The sequence below is a fragment of the Kitasatospora sp. NPDC059747 genome, assembly GCF_042732955.1.
In the GTDB taxonomy this organism is placed as follows: Bacteria; Actinomycetota; Actinomycetes; order Streptomycetales; family Streptomycetaceae; genus Kitasatospora.
In genome coordinates this window covers 22,385-36,387 of sequence record NZ_JBHWGV010000054.1, presented here as the reverse complement: position 1 = coordinate 36,387, position 14,003 = coordinate 22,385, and the positions used below count along the sequence as shown (strand labels likewise).

General features: G+C 74.4%; 15 protein-coding genes and 1 other RNA gene. 8 read left to right on the top strand and 8 right to left on the bottom strand.

Annotation, left to right across the window (positions count from 1 at the left end; genetic code table 11):
* Window positions 1–84 precede the first annotated feature (84 nt).
* The gene (locus tag ACFV4G_RS23435; RefSeq protein WP_380443435.1) at window positions 85–3,402 is read right to left on the bottom strand and encodes a BTAD domain-containing putative transcriptional regulator; all 3,318 of its coding nucleotides are present in this window, start codon (window positions 3,400–3,402) and stop codon (window positions 85–87) included.
* A gap of 191 nt (window positions 3,403–3,593) precedes the next feature.
* Here ACFV4G_RS23435 and ACFV4G_RS23430 point away from each other — a divergent pair, with 191 nt between their 5' ends.
* Window positions 3,594–4,412 carry a site-2 protease family protein gene (locus ACFV4G_RS23430; protein ID WP_380443433.1) on the top strand — a complete coding sequence of 273 codons (819 nt, stop codon included), beginning with the start codon at window positions 3,594–3,596 and terminating at the stop codon, window positions 4,410–4,412.
* A gap of 14 nt (window positions 4,413–4,426) precedes the next feature.
* Here ACFV4G_RS23430 and ACFV4G_RS23425 read toward each other — a convergent pair whose 3' ends face one another.
* Both ACFV4G_RS23425 and npdG read right to left on the bottom strand, forming a co-directional pair.
* Window positions 4,427–4,615 (bottom strand): hypothetical protein, encoded by a 189-nt coding sequence (locus ACFV4G_RS23425; protein WP_380443431.1) that lies wholly within the window; start codon window positions 4,613–4,615, stop codon window positions 4,427–4,429.
* A gap of 127 nt (window positions 4,616–4,742) precedes the next feature.
* Window positions 4,743–5,435: an NADPH-dependent F420 reductase gene (gene npdG / locus ACFV4G_RS23420; protein WP_380443429.1), complete on the bottom strand. Its 693-nt coding sequence runs from the start codon at window positions 5,433–5,435 to the stop codon at window positions 4,743–4,745.
* Window positions 5,436–5,481: 46 nt separating this feature from the next.
* Between npdG and ACFV4G_RS23415 the strand changes: the two genes are divergently transcribed.
* Window positions 5,482–6,117 (top strand): hypothetical protein, encoded by a 636-nt coding sequence (locus ACFV4G_RS23415; RefSeq protein ID WP_380443427.1) that lies wholly within the window; start codon window positions 5,482–5,484, stop codon window positions 6,115–6,117.
* A 66-nt stretch (window positions 6,118–6,183) separates the two neighbouring features.
* Entirely contained in the window at window positions 6,184–7,515 is a 1,332-nt protein-coding gene (locus tag ACFV4G_RS23410) for an MFS transporter (RefSeq protein ID WP_380443425.1), read from the top strand.
* 7 nt (window positions 7,516–7,522) lie between these two features.
* Here the strand turns inward: ACFV4G_RS23410 and ACFV4G_RS23405 are convergent, their stop codons facing one another.
* The gene (locus ACFV4G_RS23405) at window positions 7,523–7,756 is read right to left on the bottom strand and encodes a hypothetical protein (RefSeq protein WP_380443423.1); all 234 of its coding nucleotides are present in this window, start codon (window positions 7,754–7,756) and stop codon (window positions 7,523–7,525) included.
* Window positions 7,757–7,862: 106 nt separating this feature from the next.
* Between ACFV4G_RS23405 and map the strand changes: the two genes are divergently transcribed.
* The gene (gene map, locus ACFV4G_RS23400; RefSeq protein ID WP_380443421.1) at window positions 7,863–8,708 is read left to right on the top strand and encodes a type I methionyl aminopeptidase; all 846 of its coding nucleotides are present in this window, start codon (window positions 7,863–7,865) and stop codon (window positions 8,706–8,708) included.
* Window positions 8,709–8,742: 34 nt separating this feature from the next.
* On the opposite strand, the gene ACFV4G_RS23395 is transcribed toward map, so the two are convergent.
* Window positions 8,743–9,444 (bottom strand): bifunctional DNA primase/polymerase, encoded by a 702-nt coding sequence (locus ACFV4G_RS23395; protein ID WP_359961575.1) that lies wholly within the window; start codon window positions 9,442–9,444, stop codon window positions 8,743–8,745.
* Between the two features lie 423 nt (window positions 9,445–9,867).
* On the opposite strand from ACFV4G_RS23395, the gene ACFV4G_RS23390 reads away from it, so the two are divergent.
* Entirely contained in the window at window positions 9,868–10,095 is a 228-nt protein-coding gene (locus ACFV4G_RS23390) for a hypothetical protein (RefSeq protein WP_380443419.1), read from the top strand.
* A gap of 47 nt (window positions 10,096–10,142) precedes the next feature.
* A complete protein-coding gene (locus tag ACFV4G_RS23385) occupies window positions 10,143–10,340 on the top strand; it encodes a hypothetical protein (protein WP_380443418.1) in 198 nt (65 codons plus the stop codon).
* 98 nt (window positions 10,341–10,438) lie between these two features.
* Here the strand turns inward: ACFV4G_RS23385 and ACFV4G_RS23380 are convergent, their stop codons facing one another.
* Window positions 10,439–11,113, bottom strand: coding sequence for a PadR family transcriptional regulator (locus ACFV4G_RS23380; protein ID WP_380443416.1), 675 nt, complete (start codon window positions 11,111–11,113; stop codon window positions 10,439–10,441).
* A 154-nt stretch (window positions 11,114–11,267) separates the two neighbouring features.
* Between ACFV4G_RS23380 and ACFV4G_RS23375 the strand changes: the two genes are divergently transcribed.
* A complete protein-coding gene (locus ACFV4G_RS23375; protein ID WP_380443414.1) occupies window positions 11,268–11,666 on the top strand; it encodes an ACT domain-containing protein in 399 nt (132 codons plus the stop codon).
* Window positions 11,667–11,758: 92 nt separating this feature from the next.
* A complete protein-coding gene (locus tag ACFV4G_RS23370; protein WP_359961560.1) occupies window positions 11,759–12,016 on the top strand; it encodes a Prokaryotic metallothionein in 258 nt (85 codons plus the stop codon).
* A gap of 80 nt (window positions 12,017–12,096) precedes the next feature.
* Here the strand turns inward: ACFV4G_RS23370 and rnpB are convergent.
* Both rnpB and ACFV4G_RS23360 read right to left on the bottom strand, forming a co-directional pair.
* Window positions 12,097–12,492, bottom strand: an RNA gene (gene rnpB, locus ACFV4G_RS23365) — RNase P RNA component class A.
* A gap of 13 nt (window positions 12,493–12,505) precedes the next feature.
* The gene (locus ACFV4G_RS23360; RefSeq protein WP_380443412.1) at window positions 12,506–14,002 is read right to left on the bottom strand and encodes an MFS transporter; all 1,497 of its coding nucleotides are present in this window, start codon (window positions 14,000–14,002) and stop codon (window positions 12,506–12,508) included.
* Window position 14,003: the final 1 nt, after the last annotated feature.

The following is a 14,003-nucleotide window of genomic DNA, read 5'->3' as shown; positions in this document are numbered from 1 at the left end:
GGCCGCCGGCCCGCCGCGGGGGGGCGGACCGCCCGCGATCCCGCCTCCGGTGGAGGCGGGATCGCCGTCCCTGGTGCCGTGGCCCTAGCCGATCAGCTCGTCCAGGACGGCGCGCGTCTGCTGCGGGGTCATGCCGTGGCCCTCGGCGCAGGCGGCCTCGAACGCCTCGTCGCCCAGCAGGGACCGCAGGGCGGCTCCCGAGCGCTCGCGCTCGGCGCGGTCCAGGTAGCCGCCCTTCGGGCCGTTCATCCCGTTGTGGGCCGCTAGCAGCACGGCACCCAGGCGGGCCTTCACGAGGTCGGCGTCCCGTTCGGCGAAGGACCGCAGCACGCCGACCACGGCCGGCACCACCATGACCGTCATCTGCTCGGCGAAGCCGGTCGCGCCCTCCATCGCGGTGAGCAGCCGCCGGCCCTCGCGCAGCAGGGCCAGCCCCTCCTCCGGCCGGCCGGCGCGGGCGATGATCCAGCCGCGGGCGGTGGTGAGCAGACCGGCCACCACACCCGGGCTGAAGCCGCCCACCCGGGTCCCGTCCAGCTGGTCCAGTTCGGTCAGCGCCCGGTCGTAGTCCCCGCGCTGGGCGTGGATGCCGCAGAGCGTCAGGTGCCCGAACAGGAAGGCGCCGCTGACGGAGTGGTTCGCGCTCGTCCGGTCGAGGCCGTCGATGGTCTCCCGGATGATCCGCTCGCCGCGCTCCATGTCCCGCTCCAGCAGCGCGGCGCCGAGGTTGACCCGCAGGATCGGCACCTCCTGCGGCGCGCCCAGGACCTCGGCCAGCTCGATCGCCTGCTCGTACGCGGCCGCGGCCTCCTCCGGCTCACCCGAGTTGGCCAGCGCCTCGCCGCGGGCGGCCAGCGCCTGGGAGCTCCCCCAGAGGTCCCCGGCCTCCCGGTACAGCGCCAGGGACCGCTCGCCGTCGAGGACGCCCTGCTCGGCCCCGCCCGGCCAGTCGTTCATCACCTTGGCCCGGATCTGCAGGACGAACGCGAGGTCGGTCAGCCCGCCGTGCACCTCGCAGCCGCGCACGGCGTCGTCCATCAGGTCCTTCATCACTTCCAGCCGGCCGGCCAGGAAGGCGCCGAACACCCGCATCAGGGCCGGGAAGCGGTAGGACTGCGGCAGCCCCGGGCCGAACACCTCCAGCAGGTGCTGCGAGACCGCGATCGCCTCCTGGTCCCCGAGCACCTCCAGGTTCCCCTCGAACAGCCCGATCAGCCGGTACATCGCGAGCAGCCGGCGGGCCTCCTCGACGACGCCCTCGGGCATCGGCACGCCGTACGCGAGCACGTTGCGCTCCAGCGGCACGGGGGCCGGTCCGGCCGGGTCGAACGGGTCGGGGCCGAGCGCGGCGATCGCGGTGTACCAGCCGCGGGCCTCCAGGCTGTAGCCGCGCAGCGACCAGTACCAGCTCATGCCGAGCGCGAGGGCGAGGGCCTGCTCCTCGTCCCGCCGGTCGACCGCGCGGCGCAGCGCGGCCCGGATGTTGTCCTGCTCGCGCTCCAGCACCGCCAGCCAGTGCAGTTGCTGCGGGCCGTGGATGCTCAGGTCGGCGGTGGCGACCAGTTCGCGGAAGTGGGCGAGGTGGCGGCCCTCCGTCTCGGCGTTCTCGACGGCCTCGGCGAGGCGCTCCTCCGCGTACTCGTGGATGGTCTCCAGCATCCGGTAGCGCGGCAGGTCCCCGTCGCCGAGGTCGGCCACCAGCAGGGACTTGTCCACGAGGGAGAGCAGCAGGTCGGCGACCTCGGTGCGGGTCACCTCGACGCCGTCGGCGCAGACCGCCTCGGCGTCCTCCAGCCGCCAGCCGCCGGCGAACACCGACAGCCGCCGCAGGACGGCCCGTTCGCGCTTGCCGAGGAGGTCCCAGCTCCAGTCGACCACCGCGCGGAGGGTCTGCTGGCGCGGCAGCAGGGTGCGGCTGCCTGCGGTGAGCAGGCCGAACCGGCCGTCCAGGCGGTCGGCGATCTGGCGGGCCGTCATCACCCGCAGCCGGGCGGCGGCGAGCTCGATGGCGAGCGGCAGGCCGTCCAGGCGGCGGCAGATCTCGGCGCAGGCCTCCGGCTCACTGCCCGGGTCGTAGCCGGGACGGGCGGCGGCGGCCCGCTCGCCGAGCAGCCGCAGCGCGACGGGGGCGGGCAGCGGCTCGACCGGCACGACGGTCTCGCCGGGCACGCCGAGCGGCTCGCGGCTGGTGGCGAGCACGGTCAGGCCGGGGCACTCGACGAGCAGGGTGGCGGCGAGGTCGGCGGCGGCCTGGATCAGGTGCTCGCAGTTGTCGAGGACGAGCAGCATCCGGCGGTGGGCGCAGTGCTCGACCAGCCGGCTCAGCGGGTCCTCGGCGCGCTTGTCGATCACCTCGGCGACGATGCTGCCGGTGTGCAGGACGGTCTCGCGCAGGCCGAGCGCGGAGACCACGGCGGCGGGGACGGCCTCCGGGCTCTCCAGCGGGGCGAGTTCGGCCACCCAGACGCCCTCCGGCCAGCGGCCGGCGGCGAGTTCGGCGCGGCCGGCCTCGACCGCGAGGCTGGTCTTGCCGGAGCCGCCGGGGCCGGTCAGGGTGGTCAGCCGGCCGGTCGTCAGCGCCTCGCGCAGGGCGGCGAGATCGCTCTCGCGGCCGACGAAGCTGGTGAGCCGACCGCGCAGGTTCCCGGCGACGACAGCGCGCGCGGGCGCCCTGGGCGGTGGCACGGCCTCCTCCGGCACCAGCAACTCGGCGTGGAGGTCCTGGAGTTGACGACCGGGGTCGACGCCGAGCTCGTCCGCGAGGGCGCGCCTGGTCCGCTCGTAGTGGCGCAGCGCCTCGGCCGTCCGGCCGCTCCCGTGCAGCGCGCGGAGCAGCAGGTACTGCCAGGGCTCGTCCAGCGGGCGCCGCTCGCAGTGCTCGGTGAGCTCGGCGACCAGGTCGGCGGCCCGGCCGAGCCCGAGCTCGGCGGTGATGCGGTGCCGGCGGGCCTCGTCGCGCTGGGCCTCCAGCCGGGCGGCCGGGCCCCGGTCCGGCAGGTCGGCCAGCGCGGGGCCGCGCCACAGCCCGAGGGCGGCCCGCAGCCGCTCGGCGGCGAGCGCGTGGTCGCCGGCGTCCAGCGCGCGGCGGCCCTCGGCGGAGAGCCGGCGGAACTCGGCGAGGTCGGTGGCGGGGCCGGTCAGCCAGTACCCGGCGGGACCGGAGCCGATCTCGTCCCGGCCGACGGTGCGGCGCAGCCGGCCGACCAGGGTCTGCAGGGCGGCGGAGGCGTCCTGCGGTGGTTCCGCGTCCCACACCTCGTCCACCAGGAGGTCGGCCGGCACCGGACGGCCCTCGCGCAGGACCAGGGCGGTGAGCAGCGCGCGCAGCCGGGCACCGCCGAGCGGGACCGGCGTGCCGTCGTCGTGATGGGCCGTGGTGGTTCCGAGGATGCCGTAGTGCACCGGACCATTCTGGTCGATGTCCGGTCGCGGGGGCGCACAATTGTCCGGGCACCCACGGAAGCCCCCGGAACCCGGACGAGGGCGCCGGACGTTCACCCTGGACGGCTTGTCCGGTCACGGGCGCGCCCGGCATGATCGGTGCGCCGTCCGCTCGCCCCGTTCCACCCCCCTGACCCCCGGAGCACCACACCATGACCTTCGCCGCAACGCAGCGCTCGCGCAGCGACGACCGCCGGATCAGCCCGGTGTTCTGGGTGCTCCTGGCCGTACTGGGCACCTCCGGCTGGGCGGTGTACGCCGGCTACGGCAACGCCTCGTTCGGGGTGTTCCTGTTCGTCGTCGCGGGCTGGATGGTCTCGCTCTGCCTGCACGAGTACGCGCACGCGCGCACCGCGCTGCACGGCGGCGACATCAGCGTCGGCGCGAAGGGCTACCTGACGCTCAACCCGCTCAAGTACGCGAACGTGCTGCTCAGCTTCGTGCTGCCGATCGTGTTCGTGATCCTCGGCGGCATCGGCCTGCCCGGCGGCTCGGTCTGGATCGAGCGCCACCGGATCCAGGGCCGGCTCAAGCACAGCCTGATCTCGGCGGCCGGGCCGCTGGTCAACCTGGTCTGCGCCGCAGTGCTGCTGATCCCGGTGGGTGCGGGGTGGCTGCACAACAGCGACGTACCGTCCTACCACCTGGCGTTCAGCGGCGACCAGATGACGGCCCTCGAAGCCGGCATGGGCTTCCTCGGCCTGCTCCAGCTCAGCGCGGCGCTGCTGAACCTGCTGCCGGTGCCGGGCCTGGACGGCTACGGGATCATCGAGCCCTGGCTGTCGTACAACGCGCGCCGCGCCGTCGAGCCGTTCGCCCCGTACGGGATGCTGGCCGTGTTCGCGCTGCTGTGGCAACCGCAGGTCAACTCGTTCTTCTTCGGGATCATCTACGACGTGATGGACCTGTTCGGGGTGAACTCCACCTACGCGGCGCTCGGCCGCGCCCTGTTCAGCTTCTGGAAGAACTAGCCCGGCCGGAAGAACTAGCCCTGTTCGGCGGCCTGGGCGGCGGCCAGCTTCGCCCGGCGCCGGTTCATCCACAGGACGTTGCTCGCGACGCCCGCCAGCGGGATCCAGATCAGGCCCAGCCAGAAGCCCTGGGTCAGCGAGACGACGGCGGCGGCCAGCGCGAGGACGACGACGATCAGGGCGAAGACGGACGTGCGGGGCATGGCGGGCGGCTCCTCGGGCGCGGACGGCGGGCCGACCGGAAGGGATCTGCCCGGCGGCCGGCCCCCATTGTCGCCGACCTCACCTCCGGACCGGGTCCAGGGGTGAGGCCGACACGGCGGGACGTGCTCAGACGTCGGTGATCCGCAGGCCCGCGTGCGCCTTGTAACGGCGGTTGACCGAGATCAGGTTGGCCACCAGCGACTCGACCTGGTGGGCGTTGCGCAGCCGGCCGGCGAAGATGCCCCGCATGCCGGGGATCCGCTCGGCGAGCGCCTGCACGACGTCGGTGGCGGCCCGCCCGTCGCCGAGGACCATGACGTCGGTGTCGATCCGCTCCACCGACTCGTCCTGGAGCAGCACCGCCGACAGGTGGTGGAACGCGGCGGTGACCCGCGAGTCCGGCAGGAGCGCGGCGGCCTGCTGCGCGGCGCTGCCCTCCTCCGGGACGAGCGCGTAGGCGCCCTGCTTGTCGAAGCCGAGCGGGTTCACGCAGTCGACGACGATCTTGCCGGCCAGCTCCTCGCGCAGGGCGGTGAGGGTCGCGGCGTGCCCGTCCCACGGGACGGCGATGATCACGATGTCGCTCTCCCGGGCGACGGCGGCGTTGTCGGCGCCGCGCACGCCGAGGCCCAGCTCGGCGGCCGAGGCCTCGGCCCGGGCGGCGTCGCGCGAGCCGATGATCACCTGCTGGCCGGCCTTGGCCAGTCGCAGGGCCAGCCCGCGCCCCTGGTCGCCGGTGCCGCCGAGGACGCCGACCACCAGCTGCGAGACGTCCGGCAGCTCACGGGCCGGGTTTGTCGCTGAATCGAGGGAAGTCATGGGCCGATCCTGCCAAATCCCCGGCCGGGCGGACATTCTGAGGCCCATGGACGCGGTGAGAGTTTCGGCACTCCGGGAGCGGCTGGCGGGCACCGGCTGGCTGGAGGCGGTCGGCGGCTTCGCCGGAGCGCTGCGCCGCTCGGTGTCCCGGCGCGGGGCGGGCGAGCTGCTGCTGGTCGGCACCGAGGCGTACGAGCCCTGGCACCTGGCCGCCCACCTGGACGACGAGGCCGCCTGGTCGGACGTCCCCCGGCTGGCGCCCACCCTGCTGCGGCACGGCCCGACGGCCGGCGCCCCGGCGCACCTGGCGCACGGCCTCGGGCGGCTCAGCGGGGCCCGGCGCGGCGCCACCGTCCTGGTGGTCGCCCCGCGGGCCGTCGGCGCGCCGCTGCTGGAGCGCGTCCTGGACGCCCGCCGGGGCGGCGCGACGGTGCTCGCGCTGGACGGCGGCGCCGCGGCCGGCGGGCCGGGCGGACTCGCCGGCCCCGACGGACTCGACGACCTCCGCGCGCTCGCGCACGAGCGGCTGGCCGTCGGCACCGGCGCGGAAGAGCCCTTCGACCTCGCCCAGCACCTGGTGAGCGCCGCCGCCGCGCAGCCCCCGCCCCGCCGCTCGGCCCTCGGCCGGCTCGCCGACCTGGCCGCCCGGCTCGCCGCGCCCCCGGCGATCGGCCGCTGGTAGGCCCCGCCCCGGCGGCCGGGAAAACCCGTTGCGGCGCCCGGAACGGCCGTCCGAGGATGGTCGTTCGTGAACGACGACGAACCACCCCATACCGGCCGGCTGCGCGCCCTGCTGCGCTCGCTGCGCCCCGACCTCTCGCCCTGGCGCTCCTCCCGCGACTTCCGGCTGCTCTGGACGTCCGGCTGCGTGACGAGCTTCGGCAGCTTCCTCACCTACGTCGCCGTGCCGATGCAGATCAAGGACCTCACCGGTTCGTCCTTCGCGGTCGGCCTGGTCGGCGCCTTCGAGCTCGTCCCGCTGATCGTCTTCGGGCTCTGGGGCGGCGCGCTCGCCGACGCCCTCGACCGGCGCCGGCTGGTGCTGCTGTCCGAGGCCGGGCTCGGCCTGCTGGCCGGGCTGCTCCTGCTCAACGCGCTGCTGCCGCAGCCGCTGCTCTGGCCGGTCTACGCGGTCGCCGCGCTGGTCGCCGCGGCCGACGGCCTCCAGCGCCCGGCGCTGGACTCGCTCGTCCCGCGGATCGTCCGGCACGACCAGCTGGCCGCCGCGTTCGCCCTCAAATCCCTGTACCGCAACGTCGCTTCGGTGGCGGGCCCGGCGCTGGCCGGCGTCACCGTCGCCTTCGCCGGGGTGCGGACGGCGTACGCGCTCGACGTCCTCACGTTCGCCGTGTCGCTGCTGCTGCTCGCCCGGATCCGCGCCGTGCCGCCCGCGAGCGACGCCGAACGCCCCACCCTGCAGGCTGTGTTCACCGGGCTCCGGTACGCGTGGAGCCGCAAGGACCTGCTCGGCACGTACGCGATCGACCTCTGCGCGATGCTGTTCGCCTTCCCCGTCGCCGTCTTCCCGTTCCTGGCCTCGGAGTTGGGCGCCGACTGGGCGCTCGGCCCGATGTACGCGGCCTCCGCCGCGGGCGCCCTGCTGGTCGGCGCGACCAGCGGGTGGACCTCCCGGGTGCACCGGCATGGCCGCCTGCTGGTCGTCGCCGCCGTCGGCTGGGGTGCGGCGATGGCGCTCGCGGGCCTGGCCGGCAACGTCTGGGTGGTCCTGCTCGGCCTGGCGCTGGCCGGCGGTGCCGACGAGATCAGCGGCGTCGCCCGCTCGACCATGTGGAACCAGTCCATCCCGGACGAGGTCCGCGGCCGGATGGCGGGCGTGGAACTGCTCAGCTATTCGGTCGGCCCGCAGCTCGGGCAGGTCCGGGCCGGCACGATGGCCGGCCTGATCGGTGTCCGGGCCTCCGTCTGGACCGGCGGGGCGGCCTGCGTCGTCGCCGTCGTCGCCGTCGCCGCGGCGCTCCCCAGCCTGCTGCGGTACGACGACCGCACCGACCCGAACACCGCCGCCGTCCGGGCCGGGCACGAACGGGCGGAGCGCGAACGGGCGGCGGCAGCCCCCTGACGAGCCGTCACTCGGCCTGTCGCTCCGCCCCGCCCTCCGGCTTGTCGTCCGACGCGTTGCGCCACTCGCGGTTGCGCTCCTCGACGAGCTGGAGGGCGTGCGCCGCCTCGTCGCGGGTGGCGTACGGGCCGAGGCGGTCCTTGGCCGGGCACTCGGGGCCCTCCTCGACCTTGTTGTGCTTGATGCAGTAGAACCACTCGCCGGGCTTGCCGGTCGGCTTGCGGTGGAATCCCAGGGGCATGGCGGTCTCCTGTACGACGGCGGACGGTCCGCTACCGATCATTCCCCGGCCGGGGCCGCTCCGCACACCTCCCGGCCGCCCGGGGCCCGGCCGATAGACTCGCCGCATGGCTCTCGTACCCGGCACCCAGTCCCCCACCCGCAAGGTCCCGGCGCACATCGCGCGCCCCGAGTACGTCGGCAAGCCCGCGCCGACGCCGTACACCGGGCCCGAGGTGCAGACCGCCGAGACGATCGAGAAGATGCGGATCGCGGGCCGGATCGCCGCGCAGGCGATGGCCGAGGCGGCCGCGCTGATCGCGCCCGGCGTCACCACCGACGCGCTGGACGCCGTCGCCCACGCGTACATGTGCGACCACGGCGCCTACCCGTCCGACCTCGGCTACCGGGGCTTCCCCAAGTCCGTCTGCACCTCGATCAACGAGGTGATCTGCCACGGCATCCCGGACTCGACCGTGCTCCAGGACGGCGACATCGTCAACATCGACGCCACCGCCTACATCCACGGCGTGCACGGCGACCTCAACGCCACCTACCTGGTCGGCGACGTGGACGAGGAGTCCCGGCTGCTGGTCGAGCGGACCAGGGAGTCGCTCGACCGGGCGATCAAGGCGGTCAAGCCGGGCCGTCAGATCAACGTGATCGGCCGGGTCATCGAGTCCTACGCCAAGCGCTTCGACTACGGCGTCGTGCGGGACTTCACCGGCCACGGCATCAACACGTCGTTCCACTCCGGCCTGATCATCCCGCACTACGACAGCGAGCGGGCCACCGAGGTGATCAAGCCCGGGATGACCTTCACCATCGAGCCGATGCTCACCCTCGGCACCTACGACTACGAGATCTGGCCGGACGGCTGGACCGTCGTCACCAAGGACCGCAAGCGCACCGCCCAGTTCGAGCACACCCTGGTGGTCACGGCGGACGGCGCGGAGGTCCTGACCCTGCCGTGACCCACGCCGCGGCGCCCCGCCCCGGTGGGCGTCGTCAGCCGATGAGCCACTGCTCCTCGGCCACGGCGCCCACCTCGGTGCAGGCGTCCGTCAGCACGTCGAGGACGCGCAGCGGGTCCGGCAGGGACAGCTCGGGCCCGCGCAGCCACCGCACCTGGGAGCCGTCCGGCAGCGCGGCCGGCGGCAGCAGCGTGTACGAGCCGCGGCAGTGCCAGCGCAGGCCGGGGTGCTCGGACATGGTGTCCGGCGTGGAGTCGAGCGCGCTCGGCCACCACTCGTCCTCGTCCTGCGGGGTGCCGCGGGTGGCGGTGAAGAACAGGTAGCGGTCCTCGCCGACGGCGGCCACCGGGCCCTCGACGCCGAGCGCCGTCAGCCGCTCCAGGGCGAGCCGCCCGGCCTCGGCCGGGACGTCCAGGACGTCGTGCGCGCGGCCGGTGGCGGTCACGAAGTTGGCGTGCGGGTCGCGGGAGAGCCAGCGGGCCAGCTGCTCCGGGTCCGTGGTGGCCTGGGTCTGCCAGGCGAAGGACACCGGGTGCTGGGCGGGCGCCGGACAGGCGACCCGGTCGCACGAACATCGGTAGCCGGCCGGATGGGCCGCGGGTGCGAGCGGGAAACCGGCGCGGACGGCGCCGAGCAGCTGATCCAGTCGGGCGGCGGGAGTGTCCGCGTCGCCCGGACGGGCCCGCTCACGGTCACGCTTCTGCCACCAGGTCGTCCACCTGCTGCCGGCTTCCATCGGGCCCCTTCCGCGCGCTGCCGTGCCTGGTGCGACACAGCGTTCGACGTACCTCTCCGACGCAACGCACGGCGCCCCCCGCTGCTTCCCGGGTCGGTGCTCGGCCTTGCCGTCCACGCCCTGCCGGCCGGAGCCGGGGTCACCGGACGGCCGACGCCCGGGTCACGGTACGGAGTCGCGGCAGCGCTCGGGCTGCGGCTCGAAGGCCGGGAGAGCACGCCGATCCGCGCCTCGCCCGGCCCGCACGGGGCCCGCTGACCCGGGTGGACCCCGAGGGCGTAACAGGAAGGATAAGGGTGCGCGGGCCCTTCGGATGACCGGGGGCGGTGCCTCGCCGGTCACACTCCCGGCACGCAGTGGCCACAAGGCCCCCTCCGGTGGTCCGCCGTAACGTCACCCGCCCGGAGGTGAGACCCTGGTGGGGTGAAAGCGGAGACCGAATTCGTCGGCGGCCCCATGGACGGCCAGGTCCTCCCCATCGAGGTGGGGATGATGCTCGGCGTGCCCAAGAAGTACAAGGTGCCGGTCCCCGCGCACGGCGACACCCCCGCGCGCACACTGGTGTACGTCCGGTCCAAGCAGGTGCACGGCACCCGCTGGTTCTGGCGCTACGAGTACGACGAGGCGGCCACCGAGCGCGCGTCCGACTGACGGCCGCGCGGGCCGCGCCCCTCCGCAGCCTCCCCGGGAGGACGGCTATGGCGAGAACCGTGCGGCACCCCAGGAGCAGGACCCAGGCGATCGCGCACCACAACCGGCAGGTGGCCGGCGTCACCGCGGCGCTGCTGGTCGTGATCAGCCTCTACACCGTCGTCATCGGGCCCGACGGCTGGCTCTGGTTCGCGTGGGCGGTGCTGCTGCTCTCCTGCGTGGCCCTGTTCACGATCCGCGGCTGAGCCCGCTCCCGGGCCCGCTCCCGAACAGCGGCACCGCCCGCTTCCCCCCGGCGACGGTCGGGCACCTCGGTCAGTCGTCCCCGGTCATTCACCCTCGGTCATTCGTCCTCGGCGAGGATCAGGTACAGCTTCTTGCGGGCCTCGGTCAGCACCGCCAGGCCCTTGGTGCGCTGCCCCTCCGAGCCGGTGGCCATGACCTGACGGATCGCCTGGTCGACCGCGGCCAGCGCCTGGCCGACCTCCTGGACGGCCTCCCAGTCGACCTCCCGGCCGGCCTCCGCCCACGGCTCCGCGGCCCCCGCCTCGGCCTCGGCCCGGCCCGCCTCGGTGAGCGAGACCAGCCGCTTGCCGCCGATCACCTCCGCGACGATCAGGCCCTCCTCCTCCATCAGCTGGAGGTTCGGGTAGATCGAACCCGGACTCGGCCGCCAGGCCCCGCCGGTCCGCTCGGTGATCTCGGCGATCATCTCGTACCCGTGCATCGGCCGCTCCTTGAGCAGCGCCAGCAGCGAGGCACGGACGTCCCCACGCCGTGCCCGGCCCCCGCGCCGCCCGTGCGGGCCGCCGCGCCGGCCGCCGTGCCCGCCGAAGCCGTGCCCGAACGGACCGCCCATCGGGCGGCCGGGGCCACCGCCGCCGAACGGCGGACCGAAGCCGCCGAACGCCGCGCGGCGCTCGTAGCCCTCCCCCGGCATCCCCTCGAACTCCGGGCCCGGGCCGCGACGCCGGTCGCCGCGGGGACCCTCTCCACGAAATCGCATTCCTGAGCGCATGGCGCCCACCTCCTGTGGTTCGGCGAAACAGTCGAGTAACTGTCTCGATAGTTCGACGATATATCGGTGACTGTCGCTCGTCAACGGATACCGACACCCGACACGGCCGCCGAGCGCAGCGGTCGGCCCCCGTCCAGCCGCTACGGTGACGGGCATGGCCGGAGAACGCGATCTTTCGACGCTGCTGCGCGGCATGCGCCCGCTGCTCAACCCGGGGCGGTACGTCTACTGCACGCTGCCCGCGAAGGTGCCCGCCGGAATGCGGCCGGTGGTGACCGTCGCCGAACCCGAAGGGGTGACGGTGGTGCTCCCGCAGGAGGAGGCGGACGCCCTCGGGCTGCGGTACGAGTACGTGGCCGCCTGGATCACCCTGCAGATCCACTCGGCACTGGAGGCCGTCGGACTGACGGCGGCGGTCGCCGGCCGGCTCGCCGAGGAGGGGATCAGCTGCAACGTCGTGGCCGGCTTCCACCACGACCACCTGTTCGTCGGCGCCGACGACGCCGAGCGCGCCGTCCGGGCCCTGACGGAGCTGGCCGACCGCTCCGCCTGACGGTGCCGCCGAGTGGCCGCGGCCGTCCGCCCCTTCGACACTGGAGGCAGCCGCCCCGCCAGGGCCGGCCCCACCGGAAGGAGACGGCCGCCATGGCCATCTGCGTCACCTGCGGCAACGACTACTGGCTCGCCTTCGAGATCAAGACGGTCACCGGCGACACCTACACCTTCGACAGCTTCGAGTGCGCGATGGAGAAGCTCGCGCCCCGCTGCGAACAGTGCAGCGTGCGCATCGTCGGCCACGGCGTCGAGGTGGCCGGCATGTTCTTCTGCTGCGCCAACTGCGCCCGCGTCAACGGCGGCCTCGGCGAGCAGATCCGCGACGCCGTCGGCGCCCACCCGGCCTAGTCGGACCCCGCCCCGGCACGACGAAGGCCCTCCGGCCCGCGCTTCTCGCGCGGCCCGGAGGGCCTTCGGCTGCATGGGGGCGGAAGAGTCGGCCTGTACGCCGGGTTCTGTCACCCGGGCTGCTTGCGCGGCCCGGGGAGACGGCCATCCATCTAGGGCTGCCGTTGCCGACAGCCTCGTGCGGTCTACCCGCGAGCTCGGGCGAGCAGCCCTCGAACACTCGCGCACGGCGCCCGGAGGCACCGATCTTGACCTTGCTCCAGGTGGGGTTTACCGAGCCGGCCGGGTCACCCCGGTCGCTGGTGGTCTCTTACACCACCGTTTCACCCTTACCCGCCGCAGAACGGCGGGCGGTCTGTTTTCTGTGGCACTGTCCCGCGGGTCACCCCGGGTGGGCGTTACCCACCACCCTGCTCTGTGGAGCCCGGACGTTCCTCGGCGGGTCTGGGACCCGTCGCGACCGCCCGGCCGGCTCTTCCGCCGTAGTGGTCATCGTAGCCGCTCGGGCGGCGCCTGCCGTACTCCGGTCCGGACCGCCGGCGCATCCCCGCCGAGCCGGGCGACGACCCGGGCCGCGGCCGCCGTCGCCCGGGCCGAGGTGGTGGCCAGGCCGAGGGCGAGGATCGCACCGCCGAGGCCCACCAGGATCCACCAGCCGGCGTGGCTGGCCGACGCGAAACCCGTGGCCACCGGGCCGACCACCGCCGAGGTCACCACCGTCCCGATCACCGCCACCCCGAGCGACTGGCCGACCTGCCGGCTCGTCGACGCGACGGCCGCCGCCACGCCCGCCTGGGCCCGCGGCATGCCGGAGACGGCCGCGTTGGTGATCGGCGCGTTGACCATGCCGAAGCCGAAGCCGAACAGCGCGTACGCGACGAGCAGCAGCACCGCCGGGGAGTCCGCGGTCAGCCGGGTGAGCAGCAAGCCGCTCGCGGCCAGGCCCAGCCCGGCCGCGACCAGCGGCAGGCGCGGGCCGCGGCCGCCGACGATCCGTCCGGACAGCGGCGCGCAGACCAGCATCATCCCGGCCATCGGCAGCGTCCACAGGCCCGCCTCGACCGGGCCGTAGTGCCGGACGTCCTGCAGGTAGAGGGTGTTGAGGAAGAGGAAGCCGCCGAGCCCGGCGAACGCGCACACCGCCGTGACGGTGGCGCCGGTGAACGGCGGGCTGGCGAAGAAGCGCGGGTCGACCAGCGGCTCGGCGACCCGCCGCTCCCACAGCGGGAAGGCGACCAGCGCGGCCACCGCGACCCCGGCCAGGGCCAGGATCAGCGGGGACGTCCAGCCGTTGCCGGGGCCCTCGATGATGGCGGCGGTGCCGCAGCCCAGCAGCAGGACCATCAGCAGCTGCCCGACCGGGTCCAGCCGGCGCGGCCGCGGGGCGCGCGACTCCGGGACGTAACGGATGGTCAGCGCCACGGCGACCAGCGCGACCGGAACGTTGATCAGGAAGATCGACGGCCACCCGGCGCCGTCCACCAGGAACCCGCCGAGCAGCGGCCCCATCGCCATCGAGATGCCGACCACCCCGCCCCACACGCCGATCGCCCGGGCCCGCTCGGCCGGGTCGGTGAAGGTGTTGGTGATGATCGACATGGCGACCGGGTTGAGCATCGACCCGCCGACCGCCTGGAGCGCCCGGAACGCCACCAGCCACTCCAGGCTCGGCGCCAGACTGCACAGCAGCGAGCCGAGCGCGAAGCACAGCAGACCGATCTTGAACACCCGGCGGCGGCCGAAGCGGTCGGCCACCGAACCGAACAGCATCAGCAGCGAGGCCAGCACGAGGGTGTACGCGTCGATGATCCACTGCAGGCCGGACGCCGGGGCGTCGAGGTCGTGCTGGATCGCGGGCAGCGCGATGTTCACCACGGTGTTGTCGAGGCCGACGATGAACAGGCTCAGACAGCAGATCGCCAGCACGAGCAGGCGCCGGCGGCGCCCCTGATCGGCGGGGGCGGTGGGGGCGGAGGGTTCGGACACG

Coding starts and splice junctions, on each gene's coding strand:
- ACFV4G_RS23415 (WP_380443427.1), top strand. CDS start 5,482: ATGGACGCGGTGAGAGTTTCGGCACTCCGGGAGCGGCTGGCGGGCACC.
- map (WP_380443421.1), top strand. CDS start 7,863: ATGGCTCTCGTACCCGGCACCCAGTCCCCCACCCGCAAGGTCCCGGCG.
- ACFV4G_RS23425 (WP_380443431.1), bottom strand. CDS start 4,615: ATGCCCCGCACGTCCGTCTTCGCCCTGATCGTCGTCGTCCTCGCGCTG.
- ACFV4G_RS23375 (WP_380443414.1), top strand. CDS start 11,268: ATGGCCGGAGAACGCGATCTTTCGACGCTGCTGCGCGGCATGCGCCCG.
- ACFV4G_RS23430 (WP_380443433.1), top strand. CDS start 3,594: ATGACCTTCGCCGCAACGCAGCGCTCGCGCAGCGACGACCGCCGGATC.
- npdG (WP_380443429.1), bottom strand. CDS start 5,435: ATGACTTCCCTCGATTCAGCGACAAACCCGGCCCGTGAGCTGCCGGAC.
- ACFV4G_RS23395 (WP_359961575.1), bottom strand. CDS start 9,444: ATGGAAGCCGGCAGCAGGTGGACGACCTGGTGGCAGAAGCGTGACCGT.
- ACFV4G_RS23370 (WP_359961560.1), top strand. CDS start 11,759: ATGGCCATCTGCGTCACCTGCGGCAACGACTACTGGCTCGCCTTCGAG.
- ACFV4G_RS23405 (WP_380443423.1), bottom strand. CDS start 7,756: ATGCCCCTGGGATTCCACCGCAAGCCGACCGGCAAGCCCGGCGAGTGG.
- ACFV4G_RS23385 (WP_380443418.1), top strand. CDS start 10,143: ATGGCGAGAACCGTGCGGCACCCCAGGAGCAGGACCCAGGCGATCGCG.
- ACFV4G_RS23380 (WP_380443416.1), bottom strand. CDS start 11,113: ATGCGCTCAGGAATGCGATTTCGTGGAGAGGGTCCCCGCGGCGACCGG.